General features: G+C 66.3%; 9 protein-coding genes. 6 read left to right on the forward strand and 3 right to left on the reverse strand.

Annotated features, from left to right (window positions below):
• Positions 1–67 precede the first annotated feature (67 nt).
• Positions 68–1,081 carry a LacI family DNA-binding transcriptional regulator gene (locus KAK88_RS05010; protein WP_242078128.1) on the forward strand — a complete coding sequence of 338 codons (1,014 nt, stop codon included), beginning with the start codon at positions 68–70 and terminating at the stop codon, positions 1,079–1,081.
• A 5-nt stretch (positions 1,082–1,086) separates the two neighbouring features.
• Here the strand turns inward: KAK88_RS05010 and KAK88_RS05015 are convergent, their stop codons facing one another.
• Positions 1,087–2,730 carry an alpha-glucosidase gene (locus KAK88_RS05015; RefSeq protein WP_242078129.1) on the reverse strand — a complete coding sequence of 548 codons (1,644 nt, stop codon included), beginning with the start codon at positions 2,728–2,730 and terminating at the stop codon, positions 1,087–1,089.
• Positions 2,727–4,544: an alpha-amylase family glycosyl hydrolase gene (locus KAK88_RS05020; RefSeq protein WP_242078130.1), complete on the reverse strand. Its 1,818-nt coding sequence runs from the start codon at positions 4,542–4,544 to the stop codon at positions 2,727–2,729. The genes KAK88_RS05015 and KAK88_RS05020 overlap by 4 nt, the downstream gene beginning before the upstream one ends.
• A 289-nt stretch (positions 4,545–4,833) precedes the next feature.
• Between KAK88_RS05020 and KAK88_RS05025 the strand changes: the two genes are divergently transcribed.
• Both KAK88_RS05025 and KAK88_RS05030 read left to right on the forward strand, forming a co-directional pair.
• Positions 4,834–7,635 (forward strand): TonB-dependent receptor, encoded by a 2,802-nt coding sequence (locus KAK88_RS05025; protein WP_242078131.1) that lies wholly within the window; start codon positions 4,834–4,836, stop codon positions 7,633–7,635.
• A 199-nt stretch (positions 7,636–7,834) separates the two neighbouring features.
• Complete coding sequence (locus KAK88_RS05030) at positions 7,835–9,109, forward strand: sugar MFS transporter (RefSeq protein WP_242078132.1); 1,275 nt, start codon at positions 7,835–7,837, stop codon at positions 9,107–9,109.
• A 69-nt stretch (positions 9,110–9,178) separates the two neighbouring features.
• On the opposite strand, the gene KAK88_RS05035 is transcribed toward KAK88_RS05030, so the two are convergent.
• Entirely contained in the window at positions 9,179–9,643 is a 465-nt protein-coding gene (locus KAK88_RS05035) for a TetR/AcrR family transcriptional regulator (RefSeq protein ID WP_017505129.1), read from the reverse strand.
• Positions 9,644–10,015: 372 nt separating this feature from the next.
• On the opposite strand from KAK88_RS05035, the gene KAK88_RS05040 reads away from it, so the two are divergent.
• The 3 genes from KAK88_RS05040 to KAK88_RS05050 are packed head-to-tail and all read left to right on the forward strand — an operon-like array spanning position 10,016 to position 15,834.
• Entirely contained in the window at positions 10,016–11,119 is a 1,104-nt protein-coding gene (locus KAK88_RS05040) for an efflux RND transporter periplasmic adaptor subunit (protein WP_242078133.1), read from the forward strand.
• Positions 11,120–11,122: 3 nt separating this feature from the next.
• Positions 11,123–14,401 carry an efflux RND transporter permease subunit gene (locus KAK88_RS05045; RefSeq protein ID WP_242078134.1) on the forward strand — a complete coding sequence of 1,093 codons (3,279 nt, stop codon included), beginning with the start codon at positions 11,123–11,125 and terminating at the stop codon, positions 14,399–14,401.
• Complete coding sequence (locus KAK88_RS05050) at positions 14,401–15,834, forward strand: efflux transporter outer membrane subunit (RefSeq protein WP_242078135.1); 1,434 nt, start codon at positions 14,401–14,403, stop codon at positions 15,832–15,834. Before KAK88_RS05045 ends, KAK88_RS05050 begins: the two co-directional genes overlap by 1 nt.
• The last annotated feature ends 69 nt before the right edge of the window (positions 15,835–15,903 follow it).

Raw genomic sequence — 15,903 nt, forward strand, 5'->3', positions numbered from 1 at the left:
GAACGGTGGCTGAAATATTTGCAGAAAATTTTGCAGCTTCACCATGCTGCTGTGAGGACCCGCGACCTTGAGCCGCAAGACCACCCGTCTGGAAGACATCGCCCGCCTGGCCGGCGTGTCCATCGCCACCGCCTCGCGCGCCCTGAACGACAGCCCCGCCGTCAACGATCGCACCAAACAGACGATCTGGAAGCTGGCGAAGGAACACGACTACCCGTTCCGCCGCCACATGCCCGCCGGCCCGATCGGCGCCCAAGGCACGATCGCCCTGGTGGTGCCCCGTCCACAGGGGCGCGAAGGTCGCCTCAGCGATCCCTTCTTCCTGGAGCTTCTGGCCGGGGTGGGCGAGGCGGCACGCGAACGCGGTTGCGACCTGCTGATGAGCCATATCTCGCCGGCCAACTATGACGAGCTGTCGGCCGCGCTGAACACCAGCCGGGCGGACGGCGTTATCTTCCTGGGCCAATCCAGCCTGCATTCGGCCTTCAACCGTCTGGTCGACGCCGACCATCGTTTCGTCGTCTGGGGCGCCGAACTGCCCGACCAGGACTATTGCTCCATCGGCTCGGACAACATCTCCGGCGGGCGCCGCGCGACGTTGCATCTGGCGCGGCTGGGGCGAAAGCGCATCGTCTTCCTGGGCGACCTGGATCCGCCCGAGGCCATGCAGCGGCATCGCGGCTATCTGGACGCCATGAGCCAGAGCGGGCTGGACGTGGACGCCGACCTGATCGTGCCTGCCCATTTCGAGGTCGAATCCGCTGAGGCCGCCGTGGACGCCCTGATCCGACGCGGCCTGGCTTTCGATGGCGTCGTGGCCGCGTCCGACCAAATCGCGCTCGGAGCCGTAAGGGCGTTGTTGCACGCCGGCGTCGAGGTGCCGGGCCAGGTCTCGGTCATCGGTTTCGACAATGTGCCGTTCAGCCGCTACTCGCGCCCGGCGCTCAGCACCATCGCCCAGGACACCATGAAGGCCGGCCGGTTGATGGTGTCCAAACTGCTGGATCACGGCGGCGCCGCAGCAGGCCGTTCCGAGCGCGTTCCGACCGAGTTGATCGTTCGCGAGACCTGCGGCGGCTGACCCCGTCATCCGGCGTCGGCGAAGATCAGGCCGGCCAGCGGCCTCAGCGTCGACCCGTCCGTCTCGGTCCAGTTGACCGCCGCGATCCGGCGCGCGCCGGCAGGCGCAAACCAGTCCACGGCCTCGAAGCCCAGGTTGAACACGCACAGCAGACGCTCGCCGCCCTCGGCCCGTTCGAACCGGCGGAAGACCACGAGGTCGCCCGCGCTCTCGATCTCCAGCCCTCCGGTCCGCAGCGCCGGATGGGCCTGACGCAGGGCGATGATGCGGCGCGCGGCGTGCAGGATCGATGTCGGGTCCGCCTCCTGCGCATCCACGGCCAGCGCCAGATGACGCGGATCGACCGGCAGCCAGGGCTCCACCGTCGAGAAGCCGGCGTTGGGCACCGAGGCCACCCAGGGAATCGGCGTGCGGGCGCCGTCGCGGCCCAGAGTCTCAGGCCAGTTGGCGATGGCCTCGGGGTCGACCAGCCGCTCGAACGGCACCTCGGCCTGAGGCAGGCCTAACTCTTCGCCCTGATAGACGAAGACATTGCCGCGCAGGCACATCAGCAACAGCAGGGCCATTTCCGAGAAGGCCTTCTCGTCCCGGCCCTGGGCCCAACGCGACACGGCGCGCGGCGCATCGTGGTTGGAGAAGGTCCAGGACGGCCAGCCCTCGCCCTGCTGATCCGGCCACATCCCATCGCCCACGCCGATCAGTTCGCTCTTCAGCGTATCGGCGTAGAGATAGAGGAAGCCGTAGGCCGAGTGCAGACGGTCGTTGCCGGCGGTGAATTCCTTCATCTCGCGGTCGGCGTGATCGCCGCCGACCTCCGCCACCGTGAACCGGCCTTCATAGCTGTCGGTCAGGGCGCGGATGCGGTTCAGGAAGCCGATGATGTCCGGGTGGGACTGGTTGTAGATCTTGTCCTGGAAGTCGAACGGCCGCGTGCGCTTCTTGCCGTCCTGGATCGGCGGATTGTCGCGCAAGGACGGGTCGTGGATGGCGAAGTTGATCGCATCCAGGCGGAAGCCGTCCACCCCCCTGTCCAGCCAGAACCGCGCCGCCGCGATCAGGGCGTCCTGAACCGCCGGATTCCTGACGTTCAGCTGAGGCTGGGAGGCGAGGAAGTTGTGCATGTAATACTGGCCGCGCCGCGCGTCCCAGGTCCAAGCCGGGCCGCCGAACACCGACTGCCAGTTCGACGGCGGCGAGCCGTCCGGCTTGGCGTCGGCCCAGACATACCAGTCGGCGTGGTCGCCGTTTCGGCTGGCGCGGCTGTCGGTGAACCAGGGATGTTCGTCCGAGGTGTGGGAGAAGACCTGATCGATGACGACCTTCAGCCCCAGGGCATGGGCGCGCGCGATCAGGGCGTCGAAGTCGGCCAAAGTGCCGAAGATCGGATCGACGTCGCAATAGTCCGACACGTCGTAGCCGAAGTCCTTCATCGGCGATGTGAAGAAGGGCGACAGCCAGATGCCATCCACGCCTAGAGAGGCGACATGGTCGAGGTGCTGGGTGATCCCCTTCAGATCGCCGACGCCGTCATCGTTGGAGTCGGCGAAGCTGCGTGGATAGATCTGATACAGCACCGCGCCGCGCCACCAGTCGTGCGCCAATGCGGGGGCGGCGTCAGCCGTGGAAAGATCGAGGGGCAGGGCAGTCACGGCACGCTCTTGCAGACGAGGTAATCGAGGGGGGGCACGCGAACGGCGACGCTGGCGGGCGCGGAGGAGTCGGGTGCGCAATCGCCGCGCACAGCTTGCCACCGCAGCGAGCCTGGCTCCACCTCGACTTGGGCGGCGACGGGCGCAGTGGAGGTGTTGAACAGGGCCAAGACCTCCGATCCGTCCTCGCCGATGCGAGACAGAGCGAACAGACCGGGCTTGTCGCCATAGGCGCGCACGACCTGACGGCCGCGTCGCAGGCCCGGCTCTTCGGCGCGGATGCGGGTCATCTCTGCGATTGCCTGATACAGCGGGGCGTCGGTGGAATAGGCCGGCTGGCGACCGCCGATCGGCGTCTCGTTCGCATAGACCGGCGTGCGGCTGGGCCACATGTCCTGGCGGGAGTTTCCGTATCCGCCCGCGCCGGCGAAACCCTGCTCATCCCCGTAGTAGAGGGTGGGCACGCCCCGGCTGAACATCATCAGGGCATGGGCCAGTTTGATGCGCGCCAGCACCTCGGCGTCGTCGGCGTTCGGATTGGCCTGTTTCACGAAAAAGCCGACCCGGCCCATGTCATGATTGCCCAGAAAGGTCGGCAGGATGGCGGCGGTTTCAGCGCCCTTGTCATAGATCGTGTCGGCGTCGAACAGCGTGGCCAGGGCGTCGGTCCCGACCTTGCCGGCCGCCACATCGGTCGCCTGTTTCTGGAACGGGAAGTCCAGCACCGCCGGATAGCCGTCGACCCGCGTGAACCGCGCCGTCACCGCCGGATCGGGATCATAGACCTCGCCGAAGATGTGGAAGTTCGGGATGCCCTTGGCCTCGGCGCGGGCGATCATGGCGGGGATGAAGGCCTGCCAGAAGCTTGGGTTCACATGACGGGCGGTGTCGATGCGGAAGCCGTCGATCCCGTATTTGTCGATCCAGCCGCCGAAGATGTCGATCATGCCCTGGATGACCACCGGGTCCTCGGTCAGCAGGTCGTCCAGCCCGGCGAAGTCGCCGTCCAGGCTGCTTTCGCCGGTGAAGGTGCTCTCGCCCCGGTTATGATAGTGGATCGGGTCGTTCAGCCAGGCCGGAACCTTGGCGTTCTCTTCGCCCGCCGGGACATAGGGCGTGTAGGCGTAGTCGGGCCGGGTCAGGCGCGAAAAGTCCCGACCGTCGAAACCCTCATTGATCGGCGCACCGTCGACGCCGCCGCGACGGGTGTAGGGATAGTCGGCGCGGCTGCGATAGGCGCAGCGACCCTCCGGGCATTCGCGATACTGGATGACGTCGGCGGTGTGGTTGGCGACGATGTCCAGATAGACCTTCATGCCGCGCGTGTGGGCCGCCTCGACCAGGGCGCGCATCGCAGCCTCGTCGCCGAAGTGTGGATCGACGGTGGTGAAGTCGGTGATCCAGTAGCCGTGGTGCGCCGCGCCGGTGTAGCCGCCATGGCTCTGCACAGGCTTGTTCTTGAACACCGGCGCCAACCAGACCGCCGTCGCGCCCAGCCCCTGGATATAGTCCAGCTGTTGGGTCACGCCGGCCAAGTCGCCGCCGTGATAGAAATCGGTATCGGCCGGATCGAACCCGCTTTTCAGCCGGTCGGCGGCGTAACCGCCGTGGTCGTTCGATGCATCGCCATTGGCGAAGCGATCCGGCAGCAGGAAGTAGATCACCTCGTCCTGTGGTAGGCGTTGACGCAGGGCTGACAGGGCGTCTTCGGCCTGGCGGGTTTGCGCCGTCGTCGGCGTTGCAAAGCCGCTCAGCAGAGCCGCCGCCGCCATCGCGGCGTGCAGTCCGGCCCTTCTAGGGGTTCCCCTTGCCATGACGCTCACTCCCTTGCGTCTGGAAAGTGCAAAGCCTTCCAGATCGATTTGCAAGATTTTGCAGCAATGGGCGGGGCTGTCAACGCGTCGCTGAAATGCTGCGATGCGCCATGGAAATAGCGCGAAACCGCACATTCTCGCGCCTTGGCGGGCCATGAACGGGCGCGAAGTGCCACGGAAATCAGACGCCCGCATTAACTGCTTGCAACATTCCAAAAGATTTGCATATTTTTGCGACGGCTTCAGATCGCGACGTTCAGAATCGCGGTCAGCCCCAGGGAGGATGACCATGTTCCAACGTCTCAACCGGCGCGCGCGCCTGCTATCCGGCGTCGCCTTCGGCGCAGCCGCCCTGATGGCGGTCGGCTCGGCCCACGCACAAACCGCCGCCGCGACAACGCAGGCCGACGATCAGGCGACGCAGGTCGATGAGATTGTCGTCACCGGCATTCGTCGTTCGATCGAAGCCGCGATCTCGGCCAAGGCCAACAACACCTCGATCGTCGAAGTCATCTCGGCTGAAGACATCGGCAAGCTGCCGGACGTCTCGATCGCCGAGTCCCTGGCGCGCCTGCCGGGCGTGACCATGCAGCGCCTCGACGGCCGCAGCCAGGCGATCTCCATCCGGGGCTTGGGCCCTGACTTCACGACCGCCCTGCTGAACGGGCGCGAACTGGTCACTACCGGCGACAACCGCGGCGTCGAGTTCGACCAGTTCCCCGCCGAACTGCTGAACAGCGTCGTCGTCTACAAGACCCCGGACGCGGCTCTGATCGGTCAAGGTCTGGGCGGCACCGTCGATCTCCGCACCGTTCGCCCGCTGGCCTATGGTCGCCAGGCCATCGCCATGAACTATCGCCACGAGTGGAACGAGCTGGGCGCCCTGAACTCGGGCACGACCGATAACGGCGACCGCTACACCATCTCCTACATCGACCAGTTCCTGGACGGCACGCTGGGCGTGGCTCTGGGCTACGCCCACATGAGCTCGCCCTATCAGTCCGAGCGCTTCAACGCCTGGGGCTATCCCAACTACACGGACGGCAATCTGCTGACCGGCGGCGTGAAGCCCTATGTGATGTCGTCGGAGCTGGAGCGCGACGGCTATATGGGCGTGCTGGAATGGCGCCCGAACGATCGTATCCACTCGACGATCGACGCCTTCTATTCCGAGTTCAAGAACACCCAGGTCCTTCGCGGCATCGAATTCCCGCTGGCCTGGGGTGGTTCCTCGGGTGACTGCACCGTGAACGTCCCGTCGGCGGTCTGCCGTCCCGGCCCCGCGCTGCGCCCTGGCTACACCGTGCAGGACGGCCTGATCGTCGCCGGCACCTGGGACAACATCAAGGGCGTGGTCCGCAACGACCTGAACAAGCGCGACAGCAACATCACCGCCCTGGGCTGGAACACCGAGTTCACGCTCAGCGACGATTGGTCGGCGAACCTGGACCTGAGCTATTCGAAGGTCGAGCGTAACGACATCATCCTGGAAACCAACGCCGGCACCGGCCGCAACGTCAATGGCGCGCTGGACACTCTGGGCTTTGAACTGACCGACGATGGCGTGACCCGCTTCACCAGCCGTCTGAACTACGCCGATCCGAACCTGATCAAGATCACCAGCCCGCAAGGCTGGGGCGGCGACGTCATTCCGGGCGGTCAGGCCGGCTATATGAACACGCCCTCCATCGAGGACGAGATCAAGGCGGCTCGCTTCTCCGTGACGCGCCAACTGCACCAGAGCCCGTTCAAGTCGATCGACTTCGGCGCCAACTATACCGAGCGTCAGAAGAGCTTCGTCAACGATCAGTTCTATCTCGGCGTCCCCGGCGGCGGCGATTTGACCGTGCCTTCGGCCTTCCTGCTGGACCCGACCGACCTCGGCTATCTCGGCATCAGCGCCGTGCTGAGCTACGACGCTCTCGGCCTGGTCAACAGTGGCGCGCTGAACCGCGTCCGCAACCCGAACGCCGACGTCACCGCAGGCAACTGGGAAGTGACGGAAAAGGTCTCGACCGCCTACGTCCGCGCCAACATCGATCACAACTTGTTCGGCCGAGCCCTGACCGGCAACGTCGGCATGCAGTTCGTCTATACCGACCAAAGCTCCAGCGGCTTCTCGGCGCGGCAGGTCGGACCGGGCGTCTCCGAGACCATCGCGGTGACGGGCGGCGACGAATATCTGGAGATTCTGCCTAGCGCGAACTTCATCCTGGAAACCGGCGAGGACATGTTCGCGCGTCTAGCGGTTTCGCGCACCCTGGCCCGTCCGCGCATGGACGATATGCGCGCCTCGCGAAACTACAGCTATAACCCCAGCTTGGCCCAATCGACCGACATCAACCGTTCCCCCTGGGGCGGCGGCGGCGGCAATCCGGAACTGCGGCCGTACATCGCGGACGTGATCGACGTGTCGTTCGAGAAGTATTTCGCCAACCGCAAGGGCTACATCTCGCTGGCGGCTTTCTACAAGAACCTGGAAAGCTACGTCTTTAATCGCAATCAGATCTTCGACTTCACCGGCTATCCGATCGGCGTGATTTCGCCGACAAACCCCGAGCCGGCCTTGCGCCAAGGCCTGGTCGGCGCGCCTGACAACGGCGAAGGCGGCTGGATCAAGGGCCTCGAACTGTCGATCTCGGCGCCGTTCGACATCTTCCATCCTGCCCTGGAAGGTTTCGGCGCCCAGTTCAGCGCTTCGACCACGGACAGCGAAGTCCAGCCCGATCCGACCCAGGCCCCGACCGCTCTCCCGGGTCTGTCGGAAAACGTGATCAACGGCTCGCTCTACTACGAGCGCTATGGCTTCCAGTCGCGGATTTCGGCCCGCTATCGCTCGGATTACTTGGGCGAGGTCGCCGGCTTCGGCAACGGCCGCACCCTGCGTTCGGTGGCGGCTGAAACGGTCGTCGACGCCCAGGTCGGCTATGAGTTCCAGTCCGGTCCGCTGGAAGGCCTGTCGGTTCTGGCTCAGGTCAACAACCTGACCGACGAGCCGTTCAAGACCTTCGAGAACGGCGATGAGCGCCGGACCATCGACTATCAGCACTACGGCCGCACCTTCGCTGTCGGGCTGAACTACAAGTTCTGATTTCCCCTCTCTTCTGAGCAAACTTGGGCCGCCGCGTTCGCGAGGCGGCCCTTTTCTTTGCCTGCGCCACGGGGTGGGGGAAAAGTTTCGTTACAGAGCGCGCTTTTCGGCTGGACGCGCCTTTCGCGATGGCCGAACCAAGCAGGATGAGAACCGCGCGACCACAGCGCGGCCGTTCGATTTCACTGGGGGATCATTCATGACCGTTCCGGACGCCGGAAAACGCCAGGGTGCAGGCCTGGCCTTCGCCTATGTCACCACGCTGTTCTTCGCCTGGGGCTTCGCCACCTCGCTGATCGATCCGCTGATCGCGGCGGTGAAGCGGGTGTTCGACCTGAACAACGCCGAGGCCTTCCTGACCACCTTCGCCTGGTTCATCGCTTACGGGCTGATGTCCCTGCCGGCCGCCTCGGTGCTCAGCAAGCTGGGTTACAGCCGCTCGATCATCGGCGCCCTGATCGTCATGGTCGCGGGCTGCCTGATCGTGCCGGCCGCAACCGCCGCCGACTGGTATCCCGGTGTCCTGGTCGCTCTGTTCGTCATCGCCTCGGGCGTGACCCTGCTGCAAGTCGCGGCCAACCCGCTGGTCGCCGAACTGGGCAGCCCCAAGGGCGCCTCCAGCCGTCTGAACCTGTCGCAGGCCTTCAACTCGCTGGGTACGACTGTCGGACCTTATCTCGGATCACACGTTCTGCTGACGGGCGGCGTCTTCGCCGCCGGCGCCGTGGTGACCGCCGCAACGCGCACCCAGTCGCTGCGCAGCATCGACATGGCCTTCCTGGGCATGGGCGCCTTCTTTGCCTTGATCGCCGTCTTCATCTTCACCGCGCGCAAGAAGATCAATGCGGCGGCGCCGGAGTTTAACAACGCGGTCTCGCCGCTGAAGGCGCTGTCGTCGCCGTGGGCCGTGTTCGGCGCCCTGGCCATCTTCCTCTACGTCGGTTCCGAAGTCGCCATCGGCGGCATGTTGACCAACTTCCTTGAAAGCCCCGACATCCTGAACGCCCCGATCGAGACGGCGGGCAAGATGGTCGCCCTGTACTGGGGCGGCGCCATGGTCGGCCGCTTCATCGGTTCGCTCGTGCTGACCAAGGTTCGCCCCGGCATCGTCCTGGCCTTCTGCACTGTCGCAGCGGCCGTCCTGTGCCTGACCGTCAGCCAGATCGGCGGTCCGACGGCGGCCTATGCCGTCCTGTCGATCGGCCTGTTCAACTCGATCATGTTCCCGACCATCTTCACCCTGACGCTGGAGCGGTCGACTGCGCCGACCTCTGCGACGTCGGGCCTTCTGGTGTTCGGCATCATCGGCGGCGCTCTGCTGCCACAGGTCGCGGCGCATATCGCCGATGCGGCCGGCAAGCTTCAGCCCGCCTTCATCGTGCCGATGCTGGGCTACGTCGGTCTGACCATCTTCGCCATCGGCTGCATCCGCACCAAGGCGCGGACCGAAGTGACCTCGACCGCCTCGCACTGAGCCGGTCGCCAGACAAGACGAAGGGCGCGGAGGTCAGCCTCCGCGCCCTTTTTCATTTCGGCGATGGGATCAGCCGTCGATCAGGGACTGAAGAATGGGCGCCAGTCGGTCGCGCATTTCCTCACATTGGGCGGGTTCGATGTTGAAGCTGCCGCCGCCCAGCTCACGACTGACCGACATGCCCATGATGAAGCCTGCCAAGAGCCGCGCGCGGACGGTGGCGTCCGGCCCGCTCAGCCATTCCTCCAGCGGACCGAAGAAGCGCTGGGTGCAGGTGTTCTGAACCATCTCCGACGCCTTTGCCGAGCCGATGGAGCGCAGCATGATCGACATGCCCTTCAGCTTTTCGGCCTTCTTGGGTTCAAAGACGATCTCATGCGCCACGCGCCGTCCGAAGTCGGCCTTTTCGCCCTGCATCAGGGCGCTGCCGTCGCCGCAACTGTCCAGCGCGGCCAGGAACAGGTCGTCCTTGGAGCCGAAGTAGCGGCTGATCAGCGCCGCATCGACACCGACGTCGCGCGCGATGTCGCGCATGCCCACGTCGTCATAGCTCTCGGCCGCGAATCTCTCGCGTGCAGCATCGAGAATGGCCGTGCGTGTGGCGGCGGCGTTTCTCGGGCGTGGGCCGGGACATAACAAGGTGATGACACTCCACAGACAATAACCGTAGATCACATATGGCTTTGTCAACGCCTGTTGACAAGCGCCACGGCTCCGACCATTAAGTCACCACGCGTTGACAAGGCCGACTCCCCATCGGCCTCTGTCCGCACGACAGGGATTTACCTCCGACAGGGAGATGCGCAGATGCGCGGGCTGAAGATTGCGGCGGTATCCGTCATGGTGACGGGTGCGCTTTATGGTTGTTCCCCAAAGGCAGAGGCGCCGGCGCAAGGCGCGCCGCCCGTGACAGTGGCTGTCCCGCTGAAGCAGCAGGTACGGGACTGGGACGAGTTCACCGGGCGCTTCGAAGCGGTCGAGAGCGTGGACGTGCGCGCCCGCGTCGGCGGCTATATCCAGGCCGTTCACTTCCGCGACGGTCAGATGGTTCAAAAGGGCCAGCTGCTGTTCACCCTGGATCCGCGCCCCGCTCAGGCCGCGCTGGCCCAGGCTCAGGCCCAGGTGGCCCAGGCCCAGTCGCAACTGTCGCTGGCCCGCGCCAACCTGGCCCGCAGCGAAGCCCTGCTGGCCTCGCAGGCGGTGTCCAAGGCCGAATATGATTCCAACAAGGCGGCCGTCGATGCGGCCCAGGCCAATCTGGCGGCCGGCAACGCCGCCGTCCGCAATGCGCGTCTGAACCTGGAATACACCCGCGTCACCGCGCCGACCTCGGGTCGCGTGTCCGATCGTCGCGTCGATCCGGGCAATGTCATCGCCGGCGGTTCGTCGGCCGGCGACATCCTGACCACCATCATCTCGGGCGGCCCGATCCACTTCGTCTTCGACGGTTCGGAAGCGGTCCTGCTGAAATACCTGCGTCAGGGCGGCGCCAATCAGGGCGCGGTCGTCAACGTGCGCCTGCAGGACGAAAGCACCTACAAGCACACCGGCCGGCTCGACTTCTCGGACAACGCCGTGGACACCGCCTCGGGCGTGATCCGTCTGCGCGCCATCCTGCCTAACGCCGACGGCTTCCTGCGCCCCGGCATGTTCGGCAACGCCCAGGTCGCGGGCGCGGGCGCCTATGACGCCCTGCTGGTGCCGGATTCGGCCATCGGCACCGATCAGGCCCGCCGCACCGTCGCCGTCGTCAACGCCGACGGCACCGTGACGAACAAGGCCGTCCAGCTCGGCCCGATCGTGCAGGGCCTGCGCGTCGTCCGTTCGGGCCTGGCTCCAACCGACCGCGTCATCATTGCGGGTCTGCAACGCGCCGCCCAGCCGGGCTCCAAGGTCACGCCCAAGAACGGCAAGATCGAACCCATCGCCGGCGATGCGTCCCAGGCGCCAGTCACCCAGGCGGCGCCCGCGTCCAGCGCCTCCTTCGCCAACAGCCTGCCGGCCGGCTAAGCCATGAATATCTCCCGCTTCTTCATCGACCGGCCGATCTTCGCGGCCGTGATCGCGGTGGTGATCTCCATCATCGGCATCGCCGCCTATCCGCTGCTGCCCCTGTCGCAGTATCCTGAGATCGCGCCGCCGACGATCACCATCAACGCCGCCTATCCCGGCGCCTCGGCCGAGACCCTGGCCGAAACCGTCGCCGCCCCCATCGAGCAGGAGGTGAACGGCGTCGAGAACATGCTGTACATCTCCTCCTCGTCCACATCGGACGGGGCAGTGGCCATCACCGTGACCTTCCAGCCCGGCACGGACCTGGATTCCGCACAGGTGCTGGTCCAGAACCGGGTTGCCCTGGCTGAACCCCGCCTTCCCGAGGCGGTTCGCCAGACGGGCGTTGTGGTCAACAAGGCCGAGAGCGGCTTCCTGATGATCCTTGGCCTGACGTCGCCCGACGGCACGCTGGATAACGACTATGTCGGCAACTACGCCAACTCCACGCTGCGGGACCGCCTGCTGCGGATCGAAGGTGTGGGCGCAGTGCAGGTGTTCGGCGGCGGCAACTATTCGATGCGCGTCTGGATTGACCCGGCCAAGGCGGCCGAGCGCGGTCTGACGGGCCCCGAGATCGTCTCGGCCCTCCGCGCCCAGAACGTCCAGGCCGCCGCCGGCTCCATCGGCCAGCCGCCGTTCCCCAACAGCGCAGCCGCCTTCCAACTGCCGGTTCAGGTCCAGGGTCGCCTCAGCGATCCCAATGAGTTCGCCAACGTCGTCCTGAAGACGGACGCCCAAGGCCGTGTCACCTATCTGCGTGATGTGGCGCGGATCGAACTGGGCGCCCAGGATTACGGCATCCGCGGCTTCTTCGATGGCCAGCGGGGCGTCGGCATCGCCATCGTTCAGCAGCCGGGCGCAAACGCCTTGGGCACCGCCGACCGCGTGCTGAAAGAGGTCGAGGCCCTGAAGTCCGAAGTGCCCGCCGGCATGAAGGTGGACGTGCCCTACAACCCGACCGAATTCGTCGCCGCTTCGGTGGAGTCGGTTCAGCACACCCTGGTCGAAGCCGTCATCCTGGTCATCATCGTGGTCATGGTCTTCCTGCAGACCTGGCGCGCGGCCATCATCCCCATCGTCGCCATTCCCGTCGCCCTGGTCGGCACCTTCGCGGTGCAGCTGGCGCTGGGCTATTCGATCAACTCCTTGTCTCTTTTCGCCCTGGTCCTCGCGGTCGGCATCGTCGTCGATGACGCCATCGTCGTGGTCGAGAACGTGGAGCGGGCCATCAGCGAGGGCCTCAGTCCAAAGGAGGCCGCCTATCGATCGATGCAGGAGGTGTCCGGCGCCCTGATCGCCATCGGCCTTGTGCTGGTGTCGGTGTTCGTGCCGACGATGTTCGTGCCCGGCATCCCCGGCATCTTCTATCGCCAGTTCGCGGTCGTCATCGCCTCGGCCTCGGTCATCTCGCTGTTCGTGTCCCTGACCCTGTCGCCGGCCATGGCCGCCCTACTGCTGAAGCCGCACAAGAAGGATCACGAGCATGCTCGCAAGCCGGGCGTCCTGGGCACGGTCGTCTATTACGGCGGCTGGGCCGGGCGGAAGTTCAACGAGGGCTTTGACTGGCTATCGGATCGTTACGGCCGCCTGACCGCGCGTCTGGTGCGCACGGTCGGTCTGGTTCTGATCATCTATGCCGGTCTTCTGGGCCTGACCGCCTGGCGTCTGGTGGATACCCCCTCGGGCTTTATCCCTGAACAGGATCAGGGCTTCCTGATCGGCGTCATCCAACTGCCGGCCGGCGCATCTCTGGACCGCACCCAGGCGGTGATGGAACGCGCCACCAAGATCATCCAGGGCACTTCCGGGGTGAACGGCACCGTGGCCTTCGCCGGTCTGGACGGTTCCAGCTTCTCGTTCGGCTCCAACGCCGCCACCATCTTCGTGCGCCTGAACGGCTTCGAGGAACGCTCCAAGGAAGAGGCCGCCACGGCCCTGGCCGGCGCCATCACCCAGGCCACCGGACAGATCGAGGACGCGCAAATCTTCGTCATTGCCCCGCCGGCGGTCCAGGGTCTGGGCACCGGCAACGGCTTCTCGATGATGATCCAGGACCGCGAAGGCGCCGGCTATCGTCCGCTGGAAGGCGCGACCTTCGCCATGATGGGCGCCGCCGCCCAGAAGCCGACCGAGGTCAGCCAGGTCTTCTCGACCTACAACACGGCCTCGCCGCGCATCACCGCCGACGTCGACCGTGACAAGGCGCTGATGCTGGGCGTTCAACCCAGCTCGGTCTTCGACACTCTCGGCGTCTATCTGGGCTCGTCCTACGTCAACGACTTCAACATGCTGGGCCGCACCTTCCGGGTGACGGCACAGGCGGAGCCGACGGCGCGCGACGACATCGCCGACATCGCCAATCTGAAGACCAAGTCGTCCACGGGCGCCATGGTGCCGATCGGGTCGGTGGCCAATCTGGTCAACGATTCCGGCCCGGCGCGGATCGTGCGCTACAACCTGTTCCCGGCCGCCGAACTTCAGGGCAACGCCGCGGCAGGGGTCTCTTCCGGCGAGGCGCTGCAGGTCATGGAAACCATGGCCGCCCAGACCCTGCCGCAGGGCTTCTCCTACGAATGGACGGGTCTGGCCTATCAGCAGAAGGCGGCGGGTTCCGGCGCGACGGTCATCTTCCTGATGGCGGTGGTGTTCGTCTTCCTGGTGCTGGCGGCTCAGTACGAAGCGTTCACGCTTCCGCTGGCGGTCATCCTGATCGTGCCGATGTGTCTGCTGGCGGCCATCATCGGGGTGAACCTGCGCGGCTTGGACAACAACATTTTGGTCCAGATCGGTCTGGTCGTTCTGATCGCCCTGGCGGCCAAGAACGCCATCCTGATCGTCGAGTTCGCCAAACAGGCCGAGGAAGAGCAGGGCATGAACCGGTTCGAGGCTGCGGTCGCCGCCGCCAAGACCCGCCTGCGTCCGATCCTGATGACCTCGTTCGCCTTCATCCTCGGCGTCGTGCCGCTGATGCTGGCCTCGGGGCCGGGCGCGGAGATGCGTCAGTCACTGGGCACGTCCGTCTTCTCGGGCATGCTGGGCGTGACCTTCTTCGGCCTGATCTTCACCCCGGTCTTCTATGTGGTCAGCCGCTGGCTGTCCTCGAAACTGCCGCAAGGCAAGAAGCCGACCCCGACGCCTGACCGTCCTTCGGACCGGGCCGTGCGTTATGACGAAACCAGCGACCTGACCGATCCCAACGCGCCTGCACCCGCGACCGGCCGGGGAGGGGACATCTGATGACCCGCAACAAGACCCTCAGCTTCCTGACCGCCGCGGCGTCGAGCGCCCTGCTCGCCGCCTGCGCGGTCGGACCTAAGGCGCCCGTCGCCGACCTGCCCGTCGCCGGCACGGGCGCGTTCGTCGGCTCGGCCAGCCCCACTGTCTCGACCGCTGCGGCGAGCGACGACTGGTGGCGGCTGTACGAGGACCCCACGCTGGACGCCCTGATCCAGCAGGCCTTCGCCGAGAACAACCAGCTCGAAGCCGCCTTCGCCAATCTGCGCGCGGTACGGGCGTCGCTGTCGGAGGCCCGCGTCGGCCGTTTCCCGACTACGACGACCAGCGCCCAGGCCCAGCGCAGCCGCGCCTCCGCCGCCACGGTCCAGGGCCTGCCAGCCGGGCAGGATGCGCCCGAGATCGACACCTATGACGTCGGCATTCAGGCGGCCTATGAGGTCGACCTGTTCGGACGGGTGGAATCCACCATTCGCGCCGCCCGCGCCGACGCCCGCGCCGCCGAGGCCGCCCTGGCCACGGTCCAGGTGACGGTCGCGGCCGAGACGACCCGCGCCTATGCCGACACCTGCTCGGCCAATGCGCAGATCGCGGTGGCCGAACGGACGCTGGAGCTGCAACGCAACACAGCCAACCTGACCCAGACCTTGCTTGACGGCGGGGCGGGCACGGGGTTGGACGTGGCCAGCGCCCGCGCGGCCCTGGCCCAGACGGCGGCGACCCTGCCGACATTGCGCGCAACCCGTAACGAGGCCCTGTTCCGCCTGGCGACCCTGACCGGGCGCACCCCGGCCGAAGCCAGCCAGGCCGCCGCCGCCTGCGTGCGTCCGCCCCAGCTCAGCCAGCCGATCCCGGTCGGCGATGGCGCCGCGCTTCTGGCCCGCCGTCCCGACGTGCGCCAGGCCGAGGCCGAACTGGCCGCCGCCGCCGCGCGCGTGAACGTGGCGACCGCCAACCTGTTTCCGCAGATCAGCCTGGGCGGCTCCTTCGGCTCCACCGCGCTGGAATCGGGCGAACTGGGCGACGACCAGAACTTCCGCTTCAGCTTCGGTCCGCTGATCAGCTGGTCCTTCCCCAACGTCTTCGCCGCCCGCGCCCAGATCAAGGCCGCCGGCGCCCGTTCGGACGCGGCTCTGGCCACCTTCGACCAGACCGTGCTGACGGCGCTTCAGGAAACCGAGACGGCGCTCAGCAACTACGCCAACGAACTGGACCGCCGTGCGGCCCTGACCGAAGCCAGGGATCAGGCCGCCCGCGCCGCCGACCTGTCACGCCTGCGCTTCAACGCCGGCGCCGACAGCTTCCTGTTGGTGCTGGACGCTGAACGCACCCAGGCGGCGGCCGACGCGGCCCTGGCCCAGTCTGACGCACTGGTCACCACCTATCAGATCGCCCTGTTCCGCGCCCTGGCCGGCGGCTGGCAAACCGACAGCTGATCGCCGCGCCATACACAAAACAAGAGGGCCGGGCGACGTATCGCCCGGCCCTTTTTCGTTCTGATCAAA

This window comes from Brevundimonas diminuta (genome assembly GCF_022654015.1).
In the GTDB taxonomy this organism is placed as follows: Bacteria; Pseudomonadota; Alphaproteobacteria; order Caulobacterales; family Caulobacteraceae; genus Brevundimonas; species Brevundimonas diminuta_C.